The following is a 17549-nucleotide window of genomic DNA, read 5'->3' as shown; positions in this document are numbered from 1 at the left end:
AAGTGCAATATCATTGCACTCCATATTTCACTAGATCGACGACATTATTTGGCATTACACGCTGTATGAGCATTCAAACGAGCAGGAAAGAGCAAAAAGTTGTAGTTTTTGGGCAAGTGTCCCTACAAAATGCAGCTTTGGCTCAAGTGATATGCAATAAACTCAATTTAACCATTGTTAGCTGCATTTCTGAACTAAACGATGAGAGTAAACCCACTCTTGTTCTTGTTGATTTTTCGACAGATAAAACCGCACTAAGCTGTTTGAAAGTCGAACTAGAGCAGTGTCCAGCCCTTTGTAAAGTGATACTACTTAACGTTGACAAAGACAGTGAATACAACGCATTTTTGTCTTGGCCATTTGTTGTAGGAACATTTAAGCCTTCAGACACCCTCGAGTTTTTGGTTGCTGGTATTGAAAAAATCATTATCGGTGAAATTTGGATATCAAGAGAACTTAGCACCCAGTTAATCCATCATTTTCGAGGATATCGAGAGAAAAAACGACTAGTTATTGGGGATCTTACTGTTCGGCAAAGACAAATTCTGAATATGATCGCCAACGGATATTCCAACAACCGCATTGCGGAAACGCTAGCGATAAGTCCTCAAACCGCAAAAACACATATATATAATCTCTATAAGAAGATTAGAGTAAAGAACCGAGCACAGGCCTCTGAATGGTCCAGAATGTACATTAACCCTTAGTGTTCTTCGTCACCCCAAGCCCATATCTTTTATCCGACGAGATATCAGCCTGCCGCACTCTTCTTTAATCAAATTCCGCAGCCAGATCTGTGAAGCCGAATGATCCGATCTTGGGTGCCAGATCAACGAATAATCAAAAGGTTTAAATTCAAACGGTAAAGGCTTGATCACCAGATCATGCTTATCCCCCACCAAATAGGCTAAATCAGCGGGCACCGTAATAATCAAAGGAAGGCTATCAAGCATAGCGATAGCCGCTTCAAGATGATAAGCGCGAAGTGCGAGTTTTGGTGCTGGATGACCACGCAATGCACTATCAATCAGAGCTTTTACACCATCACTGATGGCAATCACTGCATGTGGGTAGGATAAGTAGTCATCCAATGTCAGTGTTTTATCCGCCAATGGATGATGCTTTGCTACTAAGCAAAACACACTCACCAAGCCGAGGGTGTCAGATTGTAATGGGTCTACTCTGCCTGTTGGACGGCAGATAGCCATATCACAGCCATCGGTAGTCAATTGACGCACCAACTGTTCATGGTGAAGCGGTGCAAACTCTAGCGACAAACCCGGCGCTTCTTCGTAAATACGCGGCAAAGCAAATGGCAAGATAGTTTGCATTGCATAATCCGTCGTCGCAATTTTAAATTTTTGCGCGCATTTAGCCGGGTCAAATTCTTCAGGGGATAGCACGGTTCGCAGCGCATCTAATGGCACGGTCAACGATTGATTAAGCTCTAGCGCTTTCTGCGTGGGTATGAGCTGCTGACCGTGTCTTGTAAACAGCGGATCATTCGTTAAGTTTCTTAAGCGCCCCAGTACTCGACTCATCGCAGACTGACTCAAGCTCAAACGAATAGCCGCTTTGCTTACGCTTCCTTCTTCAAGCAGCACGCGAAGCGCGATAAGCAAGTTAAGGTCACGGCGATAGATATCTTCAAGTTCCATAGGCAGCCTAACAAATGGTATGTTTAGCGATTATACCTGACCAACGCGTTGATATCGGTAAATGTGGTGGTAAGCTTTGCCAGAAAACACCATGAAGCGCTGAGTGATACCGAGATTATTTATTGCCTATCGTTTGTGCACGATTGCTAAAGCAAGAGGCAAAAGTAACAGGTAAAAAAAATCCCGCATTAAAGCGGGGAAGCCCAAGAAAACTGGGTAGTGAGTGTAGTCGATGAGTGAGTTAGCCAAGCTGCTTCGCTTTGCTCAGTAATATCGAGCACCTTCGTTAACAACTTGTTAATTAATCTACACTGGTTTTTTACAATTCCAAGCCCTGTTGATTATTTGTTCTTCATAAGTATGATCAGGTCGATGTTTTTTGTGTGACGCGAGAAAATGAATTCAGAATTTGGAAGTCCGGATCACCTTTTAGACGCAGAAGGTCTGCGCTGTCCTGAACCTGTCATGATGGTCAGGAAGACAATCCGTAATATGTCTGACGGTGAAACGTTGCTGGTGACCGCAGATGACCCGTCTACCACTCGTGATATCCCAAGCTTTTGTCGCTTTATGGATCACACACTGATTGCACAAGAATCAGATACGCTCCCTTACCGATATCTGATCCGCAAAGGTTTGTAGCAAATAGTACGAAACGCCCATAAAAAAGGCAGCCATTGGCTGCCTTTTTTCTGTTTGTCAGTAGGGTGGCGTCTGTTGAACATCGCTGATTTTTTGCCTTAACAAGGCGTTCTCATGTTCGAGCTCTCGAATCGCCTTTTTCAAGGGAAACACATAGCGAACACGTATCATTGCATCAACCGATAAGTAAGTGGTTACTATGGCACCAACAACCATGGGTAGCCACATATCTGTTAAAACCATACCCAGGATATTCAAGACTAATGCAACGTGAAACAGCCATAATTGGCTTTTGGGGCTGATCACTTGAAACCTGTCCATAACATGCTCCTCAATCACCATTTAACCTGTTTCAAATTACCATTAAACATGCAATTTGATTGTCGAAAGACTCACATATTCCATTACTATTCTTGTGTCTATCCCATTGCATATGTGGTTATTGCAAGCACAGCAAACAGACCCGCCGCAACATACCGTACGACATTCAGTGGCAATGCATGGGCGGCTTTTTTACCCAGAAGCACGACTGGCACATTGGCCAGTAACATACCAATCGTTGTACCAATCACCACCATTGTGAGCGCATCGCTATTTTGTGCCCCTAACACTGTGGTCACCACCTGGGTTTTGTCACCAATTTCAGCAATAAAAAATGCAATAAAGCTGGCCACAAACGGACCCCTACTGGATGGGTTTTCATCATCATCCAGTTTATCCGGGATCAAAATCCAAAGTGCCATTACCGCAAAGCTCGCGATCAGCACCCAACGCAATACGTCCGGCGTTAAATAGTCTGCCACAACAACACCTAACCAAGCGGCTATGGCGTGGTTCAACAAGGTGGCAAACAAAATGGCAAGAATGATAGGTACAGGTTTACGGTAACGGCTTGCTAATAGCAGTGAAAGGAGTTGTGTTTTATCACCAATTTCCGCCAATGCGACGGTGGTGATAGAGATTGCTAGAACGCTCATACTGTCTTCCGGGGCAGGGTTTATTATCGATAACCATGACAGATCTCACGCCCCGCCCGGTTCGTGTGATGTGTCATTGGTCTCGTCAAACCTACGTTGTCGTATGTCGCCATTACCATGAAGATGGGCTTCAAATATGTTGATAATGGCCTCGCTGGCGCGAGAGACTACTCCCCAAGAGCGCGCGCATTCTATCGTCAAATCATTCAAAAACTCAATGCCCTAAATTTCTCCCTTTCGAGTTCCGTCGCTCCTATAACGTTAGACGGACAAAAAACCGCCATCAGCGCTACTTATCCCTCGTTTAGCGCGTTATAATCTCGTGTTATTTTCCATTCATTTACATAACCGCGCGAACCTGACGATGCATAAATTCGACGTTAAAACTTTTCAGGGCATGATCCTCGCGCTGCAGGATTACTGGGCCCAACAAGGTTGTACTATCGTACAACCTCTCGACATGGAGGTAGGTGCTGGCACCTCTCATCCAATGACTTGTCTGCGTGCTATCGGCCCCGAGCCAATTGCAGCAGCCTATGTTCAACCTTCACGTCGTCCAACTGATGGCCGTTACGGTGAAAACCCTAACCGTCTGCAACACTATTATCAGTTCCAAACCATCATGAAGCCGTCTCCTGACAATATTCAGGAGCTGTACTTGGGTTCGTTACGTGTTTTGGGCATTGATCCAGAAGTACATGATATCCGCTTCGTAGAAGACAACTGGGAAAACCCGACATTGGGTGCCTGGGGTCTTGGTTGGGAAGTGTGGCTGAACGGCATGGAAGTGACACAGTTTACTTACTTCCAACAAGTTGGCGGCCTAGAGTGTAAGCCTGTTACAGGTGAAATCACCTACGGCATAGAGCGTTTGGCGATGTACATTCAAGATGTAGATTCTGTCTACGATCTAATTTGGACAGATGGCCCATTTGGCAAAGTCACGTATGGCGACATCTTCCATCAAAATGAAGTTGAACAATCGACGTATAACTTTGAACACGCTGATGTGGACTTCCTGTTCATTTACTTCGACCAGTGCGAAAAAGAATGTAAAACCCTGCTTGAGCTTGAGAAGCCACTGCCGCTTCCTGCCTATGAGCGCATTCTAAAAGCGGGTCATGCATTCAACCTTCTCGACGCACGCAAGGCCATCTCGGTGACTGAGCGTCAGCGTTACATCCTACGAATTCGCAACCTGACTAAAGCTGTTGCTGAAGCGTATTACGCCTCTCGTGAAGCGCTAGGCTTCCCGATGCTGAAAAAGGATGAGGAGAAGTAAAATGGCAAAGAATTTCCTGATTGAGTTAGGTACTGAAGAGTTACCACCAACACAACTTCGTACACTGGCAGAAGCCTTTGCAGCGAATTTTGAGCAAGAGCTTAAAGACGCTGAACTGACGCACGAAGGCGTTACGTGGTTTGCCTCTCCTCGCCGTTTGGCGTTGAAAGTGGCAGCGCTGGCTGAGCAACAAGCTGACAAGCAAGTTGAAAAGCGTGGTCCTGCTATTTCTGCGGCATTCGATGCCGAAGGAAACGCGACCAAAGCCGCTCAAGGCTGGGCGCGTGGTTGTGGAATTGCCGCTGACCAAGCCGAACGTCTGAAAACAGACAAAGGCGAATGGCTGCTGTTCAAACAAGACGTGAAAGGCCAAAACACTAAATCTATCGTGGTAGCACTGGCTGATAAGGCACTGGCTAACCTGCCTATCGCCAAGCCAATGCGTTGGGGTGACAAAGACACCCAGTTCATCCGTCCGGTTAAAACCCTAACCATTCTGCTCGATGACGAATTGATCGATGGCAGCATTATGGGAGTGGCGTCGAGCCGCACTATCCGTGGTCACCGTTTTATGGGTGAAGCGGAGTTCTCCATCGACAATGCCGATCAGTACCCAGAGATTTTGGAGACGCGCGGTAAAGTCATGGCGGACTACGACAAACGTAAAGCCATCATCATTGCCGATGCAAAGAAAGCCGCAGAATTAGTGGGTGGTATCGCCGACCTTGAAGATGACTTGGTCGAAGAAGTCACCTCCTTGGTTGAGTGGCCAGTAGTGCTGACTGCAACCTTCGAAGAAGAATTTTTGAAGGTTCCAGCTGAAGCATTGGTTTACACCATGAAAGGCGATCAGAAGTACTTCCCTGTTTATAGCGAAGACAAGCAACTGCTGCCGAACTTTATCTTCGTCTCGAACATCGAGTCGAAAGAACCTCGTTATGTTATCGAAGGTAATGAGAAAGTCGTTCGCCCTCGCCTCGCTGACGCAGAATTCTTCTTTAATACTGACCGCAAACGCCCTTTGATTGATCGCCTGCCACAACTGGAAACCGCTATTTTCCAGAAGCAGCTTGGTACCATTAAAGACAAAACTGACCGCATCACTGAGCTTGCTGGCTACATCGCTGACAAGATTGGCGCCGATGTCGAAAAAGCGCAGCGCGCAGGCCTGCTGTCTAAGTGTGACTTGATGACCTCAATGGTCTTTGAGTTTACCGAGACACAAGGCGTGATGGGTATGCACTATGCGCGTCATGACGGTGAAGCTGAAGAAGTTGCTGTTGCGCTGAACGAGCAATACATGCCGCGTTTTGCTGGCGATGATCTGCCAAGCGATGGTGTGTCTGCCGCAGTATCTATGGCAGATAAGCTCGATACTCTTGTTGGTATTTTCGGTATTGGACAAGCGCCTAAAGGCTCTGACCCGTTTGCACTTCGCCGTGCTTCACTGGGTGTGCTTCGTATTATCGTTGAGTACGGTTACGATCTCGATCTGGTCGACCTTGTGGCGAAAGCAAAGTCTCTGTTTGAACAAGAAGACGGAAGCACCCGCCTGACTAACGACAATGTTGAGTCTGAGGTTATCGACTTCATGCTGGGTCGTTTCCGCGCCTGGTATCAAGATGAAGGTCATAGCGTTGATGTAATTCAAGCTGTTCTTGCTCGACGCCCAACGCAACCGGCTGACTTTGACCAGCGCGTTAAGGCCGTGACTCACTTCCGTTCACTGGAAGCTGCTGAGTCTTTGGCTGCTGCAAACAAGCGTGTTGGTAACATCCTCGCGAAATTTGACGGTGAGCTACCCGCGTCTATCAATGCAAACCTTCTAGTAGAAGATGCAGAGAAGGCATTGGCTGAAAAAGTCACTGCATTGGTTAACGACCTAGCGCCGATGTTTGCTGCTGGTGACTACCAAACGGCGCTGACACAATTGGCTGACCTTCGCGAGCCTGTCGATAACTTCTTTGATAACGTGATGGTAATGGCAGAAGATGAAGCGCTTAAAGCGAACCGTCTTGCTTTGCTAAGTACCTTACGTAGTCAATTTATGAATGTTGCTGACATCTCTTTACTGCAGAAATAGACGAAAAACAGATTAAGTCGCTGCACAAGTTAGTCGATTTAATACGCTAATCTAGCCCCGCTCTCGCGGGGCTTTTTTCTATCTATCGCACATCAACACTTTCGTTTCACATTCAATGTTCCACGTGAAACATTACCACCGAGAAGTCCACGGCCGAATGATACTGATCGCTTCATATCCTCGATAAAACTCAGCCAAATTTGCACGTTCATTTTGTGCACTGATTACTGTATGTTGACTGCTATAACACAAGGATTGAATAGATATAACGAAAGGTCTTACAGGTATGCAGTTTTCAACTTTCGGGACAAAATTTTCCCAACACTCAGGTATAACCCAGTTGATGGATGACCTGAACGACGGCCTAAGAAACCCTGATGCCATTATGCTAGGTGGCGGAAACCCAGCCGCTATTCCTGAGATGATTGAGCATTTCGAACAACTCAGCCAAAAAATGCTAGAAGATGGGTCGCTTGTCGCTGCCCTCTCTAATTATGATGGCCCGCAGGGAAAGACTGAGTTTATCGCAGCGCTGGCTGAGCTTCTCAATAAGACGTTTGGTTGGCAGATCAGCAGCAAAAATATCATGCTCACTAACGGCAGCCAGTGTGCATTTTTCTACTTGTTCAATCTGTTCGGTGGTAAATATGATGATGGTAGCTTTAAGAAGATACTTCTGCCTCTGACACCTGAATATATTGGCTATGCCGATGCTGGTTTAGACCCTGATATTTTTACGAGCCTAAAACCGACTATCGAGTACTTAGACAATCGCCAGTTTAAGTACCATGTCGATTTTTCAGCACTTGAGATCGATGATTCGATCAGTGCGATATGCGCCTCACGTCCTACGAATCCAACAGGAAACGTGCTCACAGACGAAGAAGTAGAAGAGCTTGATAAGCTTGCTCGTAAGCACAACATTCCGCTTATCATCGACAATGCTTATGGTGTTCCTTTCCCAAACATCATCTTTGAAGATGTTAAGCCGTTCTGGAATGACAACACCATATTATGCTCAAGCCTATCTAAGCTCGGACTGCCCGGTGTGCGTTGTGGCATCATCATCGCGAACGAAGAGACCATCACAGCATTAACCAACATCAATGGTATTGTGAGCCTATCTCCGTGTGGTGTTGGCCCAGCACTTGCTCTAGAAATGATCAAGTCTGGTGATCTACTGCGTCTGAGTAAGGATGTAATAAAGCCCTTCTATCATGCAAAAGCATTGAGAAGTATCGAACTACTTCAACAAGCAATACCCGATCCAAGGTTCAAAATTCATAAACCCGAAGGCGCGATTTTCCTATGGCTATGGTTTGAAGATTTACCAATCACAACCAAAGAATTGTATCGCCGATTAAAGGAACGTGGCTTACTTATTGTACCTGGGGAATACTTCTTTATCGGATCAGAAATGGATTGGAGCCATACTCACGAGTGCTTGCGAATGAACTATGTTCAGGATGATGAGAAGATACAGCGTGGGGTAGAAATCCTAAAAGAAGAGATTGAAAAAGCGTATAGCGAATCCTAACCCAAGGTGATGTTTCACGTGGAACAATTAATCTTCAATTGATACCATCAGATGTTCTGAATACATAGCCCGCCAATCGTGCGGGCATTTTATTGTTTCAAACCCTGTCTATCTTTGGCCCTCGCTCAATGAAACATCGATGAACACAGAACCCCCATCAAGTCTCATCAATCATTTAGCCAAAACACGATTAGAATATAAATGTCATGAAGTGATAGAAGATGCCTTTCTTACACAATTTCACTCGAATGTAGATGTCCAAACATTCAGAATGAAGTTATATCTATATTTTTCATGTACTTGCATCACCACATAACGCTACGCAAAAAAAACGCCGCATAAGCGGCGTTAGGTACTCAGATTTTACGTAGCTCGACGTGTCTACACGTCCAAATTGGCCACTTTAAGCGCATTGTTTTCAATAAATGCACGACGTGGTTCAACGTGGTCACCCATCAGGGTAGTGAACAATTCATCCGCGGCAACTGCATCTTGAATCGTTACACGCAACATACGGCGTGACTCTGGATCCATCGTGGTTTCCCAAAGCTGATCAGGGTTCATCTCACCCAAACCTTTATAGCGTTGACGAGAAAGACCTCGGTTCGATTCTTTAATAAGCCATGCAAGTGCGTCAGCAAAACTCTTAACCGGCTGCTTACGTTCGCCACGTTGAATGTACGCTGTGTCATCAAGCAGACCATCAAGCGCTTCTGCCAAATCAGCAATACGTCCGTACTCTTTTGAATTGAGTAGGTCATAACTGATCAGATACTCATGAACAACACCATGGGTACGAACGACCAGCTCTGGTTGGTAGGCGTTGCGCTCTTCGTCAAATTTTACCACTGAGCTGTATTGGCTTTCACCCGACGAATTCTTATTCAGTACTGCAGCGATTTTTTCAATCCATGCTTGTACCGCAGACTCGTCATGCAATGAATCAACAGGTAAACGAGGTTGGTAAACCAACTCATTCAACAAGGCTGATGGGTAACGACGTGACATACGTGCGATTAGCTTCATCACGCCATTGTATTGCTTGATCAGCGACTCAAGAGCGACACCGCCAAGTGCAGGCGCATCTTGGTTAACATACAAAGAGGCATTTTCAAGCGCCAGCGCAACTTGATATTGCTCCATCGCCTCATCATCTTTGATGTACTGCTCTTGCTTGCCCTTCTTCACTTTGTAAAGTGGCGGCTGAGCAATATAGATGTAACCACGCTCAATCAGCTCAGGCATTTGGCGATAGAAGAAGGTTAACAGTAGCGTACGGATGTGTGACCCATCGACATCGGCATCGGTCATGATGATGATGCTGTGATAACGCAGCTTATCTGGGTTGTACTCATCGCGACCAATACCACAGCCCATGGCCGTGATGAGTGTGGTCACTTCTTGAGAAGAAAGCATTTTGTCGAAACGTGCTTTCTCAACGTTCAAGATCTTACCTTTCAGAGGCAGGATAGCTTGGTTCTTACGGTTACGTCCCTGCTTGGCTGAACCGCCAGCAGAGTCCCCTTCCACAATATATAGTTCAGAAAGTGCAGGGTCTTTTTCTTGGCAATCAGCAAGCTTACCTGGCAAGCCACCCAGATCTAACGCGCCCTTACGGCGAGTCATTTCACGTGCTTTACGCGCGGCTTCACGAGCACGAGCTGCATCAATGATTTTGCTACAGACAATCTTGGCGTCTTGTGGGCTTTCAATTAGGAATTCACCCAATTTCTCGTTCATTGCCGACTCAACCGCTGACTTCACTTCAGAAGACACCAGTTTGTCTTTGGTCTGGCTAGAGAATTTAGGATCAGGCACTTTTACCGAAACAACCGCAGTCAAACCTTCACGCGCATCGTCTCCAGACGTCGCGGCGTTGGCTTTTTTCGAGTAGCCTTCTTTTTCCATGTAGCTATTAAGCGTACGGGTCAGCGCTGCTCGGAAACCGGCAAGGTGAGTACCACCATCACGCTGAGGAATATTATTCGTAAAGCAGTAGATATTCTCTTGGAAGCCATCGTTCCACTGCATTGAAACTTCAACCGTCACACCATCTTCACGCTCATGTTCGAAATGAAACACAGATGGGTGAATTGGCGTCTTGTTGCGGTTCAAGTGTTCGACGAATGCGCGAATACCACCTTCATAGGTAAAGTGATCATGCTTGTCTTCTTCACGCTCATCGTTCAAACGAATTGATACGCCAGAGTTCAAGAATGACAGTTCGCGTAAGCGTTTAGCCAGAATGTCATAATGGAAGAGAAGATCAGTAAAGGTTTGGTCACTTGGCCAGAAACGGATGCGAGTTCCCGTTTCGTCCGTATCACCAATCGGCGCTAATGGTGCTTGTGGCACACCATGAACGTAAATTTGCTGATAGATATGGCCATGACGCCAAATGGTCAATTCAAGCTTTTCAGACAGTGCATTAACCACTGACACGCCCACGCCGTGAAGGCCGCCTGATACCTTGTAAGAGTTGTCATCGAACTTACCACCCGCGTGAAGTACCGTCATGATAACTTCAGCCGCTGACACGCCTTCTTCTTCATGGATATCGACAGGAATACCGCGACCATCATCTTTAACGGATACTGAACCATCTTCATGGATAGTTACCGAAATATCGCTACAGTGACCAGCGAGAGCTTCATCGATAGAGTTATCGACGACCTCAAAGACCATGTGGTGCAAACCGGTACCGTCGTCAGTATCACCGATATACATCCCCGGACGCTTTCTTACCGCATCCAGACCCTTGAGTACCTTGATACTCGATGAATCGTAATTGTTGGACATTGAGTTACTCTCGCTTATTTTATTCTGCGGCTATTTTACCGTGTTCCACATGAAACATCTTACTATTTTCGTCGCACATTTCAGCGACCTGATCGGCACTAATGGCACTAACAAATACCTGAGCACCTGTGGCCTTTAACTGCGCGGCCAAGAGCGCCCGACGCTGACTATCCAGCTCCGACGCAAAGTCATCTATCAAATAAATACATTGCTTACCTTTGTCTTCGGTAAGCTGTTGCCCTTGCGCCAGACGCAAGGCGCATACCATCAGTTTTAGCTGCCCTCGAGAGAGCACATCTTCCACTGGCGTATTATTTATACGCAGGCGTAAATCAGACTTATGTGGACCACTGACGGTATAACCGAGTTGTTGATCGCGAAGGAAGTTATCTTTCAGCAATTCAGCATAATCGGTGTCTTTGTCCCAGCCTCGTGTATAACTCAGCTTAATTTCATATTCAGGCAAAAAAGCCTGACACAATGTCGATGCGCGTTCAGCCAACTTACTAATGTACTCGCATCGCCACTGATCAATTTGATTCGCTAGTGGTGCCAACTCGGCATCCCAATAACTCAGCTCGCGATAGCTTCTTGCTGTTTTTAATAGCGCATTGCGCTGCTTGGTCAACCGTTTAACACGAGACCAAACAGGGTAAAACTGAGGTTCCACATGGAACACGCCCCAATCGATAAACGACCGACGAAACTTAGGGCCACCTGTCAGCAACTCAAACCCTTCAGGGGTGATAAGTTGCATCGGTAGCACTTCAGCCAACTGAACCAGCTTTTGCCCTTTTTCTTCGCCGATTTTCACATCGGTAGAACCGTCACGATATTTTTGAAGCCCTACGGGCAACAAGGCATCGGTATCGGGATTGGTAACACGACCGTGCACGACCAATCTATCTTGCTGATATCGGATAACACGTCCCGTTAACGGACTGCGAAAAGAGCGACCATGACCAAGGTAATACACCGCCTCTAGTACACTGGTTTTTCCGCTGCCATTAGGACCAACAAGAAAATTGAAGCCTGATGACAGGCTAAGGTCACAGGCTTCAATATTTCTCAGATCATGAATAGATAATCTGGACAGTGCCATATTAAAGACGGATCGGCATCACCACGTACATGGCATCATCACGGCTAGCATCTTCAACCAGCGTACTCGCGGTTCCATCTGTCATTGAAAAACGCACTTGCTCGCACTTCAGCGTGTTGAGTACATCAATCACATAACTAACGTTAAATCCGATCTCGAGATCTTCGCCCTGGTAATTCACATCCACGAACTCTTCCGCTTCTTCCTGCTCAGGGTTATGCGCAGAAATGCGTAGTTGCCCTTTACTTAAATTAAGACGAACACCTCGAAATTTCTCATTCGACAAAATGGCGGCACGAGACAGCGCTTGACGTAGTTCGTCACAATCCGCTTCCATCGTTTTGTTTGATGATTGCGGCAACACGCGTCTGTAATCAGGGAAACGGCCATCAACCAACTTAGAGGTGAAGATAAACTGATTCACCTGAGCACGAATGTTTGCACTACCAATCTGGATGGTAACGGGCGCTTCCGGCTGATCAAGAAGACGCATCAACTCTGTCACCCCTTTACGAGGGACAATAACTTGCTGATTTTCCAGCTCGCTTTCCAGTGCTGTGATACCGACAGCCATACGGTGACCATCTGTCGCGACTGAGCGCAATGTTGTGCCATCCGTTTCCAATAACATGCCATTTAGGAAGTAACGTACATCCTGATTAGCCATGGAAAACGAGGTGCTTTCAATCAACTGACGCAACTTGCCTTGCTCAACAGTGAATTCGACACTGCTCTGCCAATCTTCAATGTTAGGGAAATCAGAGGCAGGTAGGGTTGATAAAGTAAAACGACTGCGCCCTGAACGGATAACAGCCCGGTCACCTTCCACCAAGAAGTTAATCGGCGCGCTATCTGGTAAGCCGCGACAGATATCAAGGAACTTACGGGAAGGGACTGTCACTGCACCATCTTCTGATTCGCCATCTAGCGAAATCGCAGCAATCAACTCTACTTCCAAATCAGTACAAGTCATCGACAACTGACCGGACTGTACTTTCAATAGAATGTTGCCAAGGATCGGCAGCGTTGGTCGTCCCCCTAGCGCACCAGAGACCTGTTGCAAGGGTTTCAAAAATTGGTCACGAGTAATAATAAATTTCATATTAAGACGACAGAGTCCGGATCAAGTTTGAGTAATCTTCTTTTATATCGTGGCTTTCTTCGCGCAGCTGTTCAATCTTTCGGCACGCATGAAGTACCGTAGTATGATCTCGGCCACCAAATGCATCACCAATTTCAGGAAGACTGTGGTTTGTCAGCTCTTTCGACAAGGCCATCGCGACCTGACGAGGACGTGCAACAGAGCGACTGCGACGTTTGGATAATAAATCCGCCATCTTGATTTTATAATACTCAGCGACTGTCTTCTGAATATTATCGATGGTAACGAGCTTTTCTTGCAAAGCCAGCAAATCACGTAGGGCTTCACGAACAAAATCAATGGTGATGGCACGACCGGTGAAGTTAGCATTCGCTATCACGCGGTTAAGCGCACCTTCGAGCTCACGAACATTAGACCGCAGACGTTTGGCAATAAAGAACGCCACTTCATCAGGCAGACGAATGTTATGCCCTTCCGCTTTCTTCATCAAAATCGCCACACGTGTTTCTAATTCTGGCGGCTCAATCGCAACGGTCAAACCCCAACCAAAGCGGGACTTTAACCTGTCTTCTACCCCATTGATCTCTTTAGGGTAACGATCAGACGTCAGAATGATTTGCTGGTTGCCTTCGAGAAGCGCATTAAAGGTGTGGAAAAACTCTTCCTGAGAACGCTCTTTATTGGCAAAAAATTGGATGTCATCAATCAGCAACGCATCAACACTGCGGTAGTAGCGCTTAAATTCTTCAATCTGATTATTTTGTAGTGCTTTCACCATATCTTGAACAAAACGTTCTGAGTGCATGTAAACCACACGTGCATCTGCCTTGCGATCGCTAATGGCATTACCCACCGCGTGCAACAAGTGCGTTTTACCCAAGCCTGTACCGCCATATAGGAAAAGCGGGTTGTACGCAGCGCCAGGGTTATCAGCCACTTGGCGAGCTGCCGCCAGTGCTAATTGGTTAGATTTACCTTCAACAAAGTTGGTGAACTTGTGTTTAGGGTTAACATTTGAGCGATGGTTAGCGTCAGATTGAACCGGTGAAGGCGCAGGCTCCCAAGTACGGCCTACGCTAGGTCTTGCGACGGGTGCAGCTGGCACGGGGGCAACAGGCTGACTCGGTCGTGTCACGGATGCGACAGGTTTACTGCCGACTTCAAAGCGCAGCATGGGCACGTCATTACCGCAAAACTCATTCAATAACTGATTGATACTATTCAGGTATTTATCGCGAACCCAATCTAAAACGAAACGGTTTGGCGCGAACAAAGTCAAGGTATTGTCATTTAACTCCGCCTGAAGCGGTCGAACCCACATGCTGAATTCTGTTGCAGGGAGATCCTCTTGAAGGCGCTGAAGGCACTGCAACCAAAGCGAAGATGACACGTCTGACTCCACACTTGATAAAAGAAAAGGGAAGCAATTTTATACTTCTACGACGAGGATCGCTAGCGAGAAGATCCCTTTTGCAGTGAATAAGATCTAAGTTATACACACAGATCGCACATTTAACTCGCCGATCAACACAGTTGACCCCCTACTTACTCACAGAATTATGCAAAAGTGGAATAAATGGGCAAAGATCCTATCTTCTAAATAACGCCGTGTACCACTGTGAATCTCGGTTGATCTCTTCTATATAGATCACGCTAAAAAAGTTATGCCCGAGTTATACCTTTATTACCTCGCGAACATCACAGCTAACACACAGAATAAAGTGGATAAGATCGATAAAGGATCCTTGCGATTAACAGATGACCACGTATAATTGCGCGCCCGGAGTGTTGTAAAACCATTCGTGGTTTTACGATTGACTATAACTCAGTCAATGTTTACAATCCGCCCTCTTTGTTGAGAGGCGTCGGACTTTGTCCCACGTCGGGTTAACAAACCTAAAAACTGATCAGTAATTTAAGGTAGAAACCATGAAACGCACTTTTCAACCTTCAGTTCTAAAGCGTAAGCGCACTCACGGTTTCCGTGCGCGCATGGCAACTAAGAACGGTCGTAAGGTAATCGCCGCTCGCCGTGCGAAAGGCCGTAGCAAGCTTTCAAAATAATCTTTATTGATTAGTGAATAAGCTAGCTTTTTCTCGGGAGTTACGTCTGTTAACTCCCGAACATTTCAACTCTGTCTTCCAGCAACCTCATCGCGCTGGCTCGCCACACTTAACTATACTTGCCCGCAAAAACACTCTTGACCGTCCACGTTTAGGTCAGGCTGTGCCAAAAAAACAAATCAAACTTGCCGTTGACCGTAATCGCTTTAAGCGTCTCGTTCGCGAAAGTTTTCGTCTGCGTCAGCACTCGCTGCCAGCGAAGGATTTTGTTGTGATCGCAAAGAAAAGTGCTAACGAGCTCAGTAACGAAGAATTGAGAATGCTGCTCGATAAGTTATGGCAACGTTTATCTCAACCACCGCGAAAAAAATAGTCGTAGGGCTGTTTCGCGGGTACCAACTCCTCATTAGCCCACTGCTAGGGCCTCGCTGTCGGTTCACGCCGACATGCTCACAATATGCCATAGAAGCGGTCAACCATCACGGTGTTGCAAAAGGGTGTTGGTTAGCGAGCAAACGTTTATTAAAATGCCATCCTCTTAATCATGGTGGGTACGATCCTGTGCCCCCGCGTCATCCTAACAATCGAGACAATTAGCAATGGATTCTCAACGTAATATCCTGTTGATTGCCCTTATGTTTGTTTCATTCATGTTGTATCTCAACTGGAACGAAACTAACAACCCTCAACCACAGGGTCAGGGCGTAACACAGCAAGCACAACACAGTGGTGATGTACCTGCCGGCTCAGATGCGTCTCAGCCTCTGACGCAGGATTCCGTCTCTAACAAGCTTATCACCCTCCATAGTGACGTGCTGACGCTGACCGTTGACACACAAGGCGGTGACATTGTCCGTGCCGAGTTGAACAAGTATGACGCGGAATTTGATTCGAAAGACAAGTTCCTACTACTGAAAAATCAGCCTAATCATGTTTTCGTTGCTCAAAGTGGCCTAATTGGTCCTGACGGTATCGACACCCTTAAAGGTCGCGCTGAATTCACCACAAACGGCACTGATTTCTCTATGGCCAACGGCCAAGATGAATTGCGTGTACCGATGACAGTGGTGAAAGATGGCATTACTTACACCAAAACATTCATCCTGAAACGCGGCAACTACGCAGTTGATGTTGATTACACTATCGACAACAAAAGCGATAAAGCAGCCACGGTTCAAATGTATGCTCAGCTGAAACAAAATCTGATGGATGACGGTGGTAGTTTGACCATGCCGACATACACAGGTGGTGCATATTCAGCGGATGACACCAAATACAAAAAATACAGCTTCGATGATATGCAGGATAAGAACCTTAACCTGACTATCTCTAAAGACGGCTGGGCCGCCATGATGCAACACTACTTTGTTGCCGCTTGGATACCTCATGCTGACGGTGATGCAAACTTGTATACCCGTACCAGCGATGGTCAAGGCTTTATCGGTGTTCGCTATCCAACCACCACCATTGCACCAGGTACAACAACCACCATGGATGCAACATTGTGGGTAGGTCCGAAACTTCAGGACCAAATGGAAGCCACCGCGCCGAATCTTAATCTTACCGTTGATTATGGTTGGTTATGGTTCATTGCGAGCCCGCTGCATTGGTTACTCGCAACCATCTACGGCTTTGTTGGTAACTGGGGTGTTGCGATCATCATCCTGACGTTTATCGTCCGCGGTGCCATGTACCCGCTGACCAAAGCGCAGTACACCTCAATGGCAAAAATGCGTATGCTGCAGCCAAAATTGGCTGAGATGCGTGAGCGCATTGGTGATGACCGCCAACGCATGAGCCAAGAGATGATGGAGCTGTATAAGAAGGAAAAAGTTAACCCGTTGGGTGGCTGTCTTCCACTTATCCTGCAAATGCCAATCTTCATCGCGCTTTATTGGGCGTTAATGGAATCTGTAGAACTGCGTCATGCTCCGTTCATGCTGTGGATTCAAGATTTGTCGGCGCCAGATCCATACTATGTGCTGCCACTTCTAATGGGTGCATCTATGTTCCTGATTCAGAAGATGAGCCCTAGTACAGTAACGGATCCAATGCAGCAGAAGATAATGACGTTCATGCCTGTCATGTTCACCGTTTTCTTCCTGTGGTTCCCTGCAGGTCTTGTTCTGTACTGGCTGGTGTCGAACGTCGTGACACTTATCCAGCAAACGTTGATCTATCGTGCGCTCGAGAAGAAAGGCCTTCACAGCCGTAAGTAGTGGTAACGAATGATGACAAGGCGGCCATTGGCCGCCTTTCTTCGTTTATGTCCATAGGCCTTTTTTATCTCGATTGGATCTCCA

The 17549-nt window shown here is 46.5% G+C and carries 16 protein-coding genes; 9 read left to right on the top strand and 7 right to left on the bottom strand.

What is annotated here, in order from left to right; translation table 11 throughout:
• Nucleotides 1-65 precede the first annotated feature (65 nt).
• Nucleotides 66-707 carry a LuxR C-terminal-related transcriptional regulator gene (locus ACED36_RS19420; RefSeq protein WP_371733710.1) on the top strand — a complete coding sequence of 214 codons (642 nt, stop codon included), beginning with the start codon at nt 66-68 and terminating at the stop codon, nt 705-707.
• A gap of 9 nt (nt 708-716) precedes the next feature.
• On the opposite strand, the gene ACED36_RS19415 is transcribed toward ACED36_RS19420, so the two are convergent.
• Nucleotides 717-1658: a LysR family transcriptional regulator gene (locus ACED36_RS19415; protein WP_371733709.1), complete on the bottom strand. Its 942-nt coding sequence runs from the start codon at nt 1656-1658 to the stop codon at nt 717-719.
• Between the two features lie 396 nt (nt 1659-2054).
• Here ACED36_RS19415 and tusA point away from each other — a divergent pair, with 396 nt between their 5' ends.
• Nucleotides 2055-2300 (top strand): sulfurtransferase TusA, encoded by a 246-nt coding sequence (gene tusA / locus ACED36_RS19410; RefSeq protein ID WP_026024078.1) that lies wholly within the window; start codon nt 2055-2057, stop codon nt 2298-2300.
• A gap of 57 nt (nt 2301-2357) precedes the next feature.
• Here tusA and ACED36_RS19405 read toward each other — a convergent pair whose 3' ends face one another.
• Both ACED36_RS19405 and ACED36_RS19400 read right to left on the bottom strand, forming a co-directional pair.
• Nucleotides 2358-2621 (bottom strand): hypothetical protein, encoded by a 264-nt coding sequence (locus ACED36_RS19405; protein WP_017005042.1) that lies wholly within the window; start codon nt 2619-2621, stop codon nt 2358-2360.
• Between the two features lie 98 nt (nt 2622-2719).
• Complete coding sequence (locus ACED36_RS19400; protein WP_371733708.1) at nt 2720-3277, bottom strand: TMEM165/GDT1 family protein; 558 nt, start codon at nt 3275-3277, stop codon at nt 2720-2722.
• Nucleotides 3278-3641: 364 nt separating this feature from the next.
• Between ACED36_RS19400 and glyQ the strand changes: the two genes are divergently transcribed.
• The 3 genes from glyQ (at nt 3642) to ACED36_RS19385 (ending at nt 8179) form a co-directional block, all read left to right on the top strand.
• Nucleotides 3642-4559: a glycine--tRNA ligase subunit alpha gene (gene glyQ / locus ACED36_RS19395; RefSeq protein ID WP_016961795.1), complete on the top strand. Its 918-nt coding sequence runs from the start codon at nt 3642-3644 to the stop codon at nt 4557-4559.
• A 1-nt stretch (nt 4560) separates the two neighbouring features.
• Complete coding sequence (gene glyS / locus ACED36_RS19390; RefSeq protein WP_371733707.1) at nt 4561-6642, top strand: glycine--tRNA ligase subunit beta; 2082 nt, start codon at nt 4561-4563, stop codon at nt 6640-6642.
• Nucleotides 6643-6928: 286 nt separating this feature from the next.
• A complete protein-coding gene (locus ACED36_RS19385) occupies nt 6929-8179 on the top strand; it encodes a valine--pyruvate transaminase (RefSeq protein WP_026024208.1) in 1251 nt (416 codons plus the stop codon).
• Between the two features lie 381 nt (nt 8180-8560).
• Here ACED36_RS19385 and gyrB read toward each other — a convergent pair whose 3' ends face one another.
• Genes gyrB through dnaA form a run of 4 tightly spaced genes read right to left on the bottom strand, consistent with a single transcriptional unit; the run spans nt 8561 to nt 14572 of the window.
• Nucleotides 8561-10978: a DNA topoisomerase (ATP-hydrolyzing) subunit B gene (gene gyrB / locus ACED36_RS19380; RefSeq protein ID WP_026024207.1), complete on the bottom strand. Its 2418-nt coding sequence runs from the start codon at nt 10976-10978 to the stop codon at nt 8561-8563.
• A gap of 19 nt (nt 10979-10997) precedes the next feature.
• Nucleotides 10998-12080, bottom strand: a complete 1083-nt coding sequence (recF, locus tag ACED36_RS19375; RefSeq protein WP_017006058.1) for a DNA replication/repair protein RecF — start codon at nt 12078-12080, stop codon at nt 10998-11000.
• 1 nt (nt 12081) lies between these two features.
• Complete coding sequence (gene dnaN, locus ACED36_RS19370; protein ID WP_371733706.1) at nt 12082-13182, bottom strand: DNA polymerase III subunit beta; 1101 nt, start codon at nt 13180-13182, stop codon at nt 12082-12084.
• Between the two features lies 1 nt (nt 13183).
• Complete coding sequence (gene dnaA / locus ACED36_RS19365; protein WP_016961801.1) at nt 13184-14572, bottom strand: chromosomal replication initiator protein DnaA; 1389 nt, start codon at nt 14570-14572, stop codon at nt 13184-13186.
• A gap of 539 nt (nt 14573-15111) precedes the next feature.
• Here dnaA and rpmH point away from each other — a divergent pair.
• The 4 genes from rpmH to yidC are packed head-to-tail and all read left to right on the top strand — an operon-like array spanning nt 15112 to nt 17465.
• Nucleotides 15112-15246, top strand: coding sequence for a 50S ribosomal protein L34 (gene rpmH / locus ACED36_RS19360; protein ID WP_002540783.1), 135 nt, complete (start codon nt 15112-15114; stop codon nt 15244-15246).
• 13 nt (nt 15247-15259) lie between these two features.
• Nucleotides 15260-15619: a ribonuclease P protein component gene (rnpA, locus tag ACED36_RS19355; protein WP_026024076.1), complete on the top strand. Its 360-nt coding sequence runs from the start codon at nt 15260-15262 to the stop codon at nt 15617-15619.
• Nucleotides 15583-15843 carry a membrane protein insertion efficiency factor YidD gene (gene yidD / locus ACED36_RS19350; RefSeq protein ID WP_083248064.1) on the top strand — a complete coding sequence of 87 codons (261 nt, stop codon included), beginning with the start codon at nt 15583-15585 and terminating at the stop codon, nt 15841-15843. The genes rnpA and yidD overlap by 37 nt, the downstream gene beginning before the upstream one ends.
• A 2-nt stretch (nt 15844-15845) precedes the next feature.
• Nucleotides 15846-17465: a membrane protein insertase YidC gene (gene yidC / locus ACED36_RS19345; protein ID WP_016961803.1), complete on the top strand. Its 1620-nt coding sequence runs from the start codon at nt 15846-15848 to the stop codon at nt 17463-17465.
• The last annotated feature ends 84 nt before the right edge of the window (nt 17466-17549 follow it).

Source organism: Enterovibrio sp. FF113 (assembly GCF_041439165.1).
Lineage (GTDB): Bacteria > Pseudomonadota > Gammaproteobacteria > Enterobacterales > Vibrionaceae > Enterovibrio > Enterovibrio norvegicus_A.
This window is presented reverse-complemented; position numbering and strand designations above follow the sequence as displayed.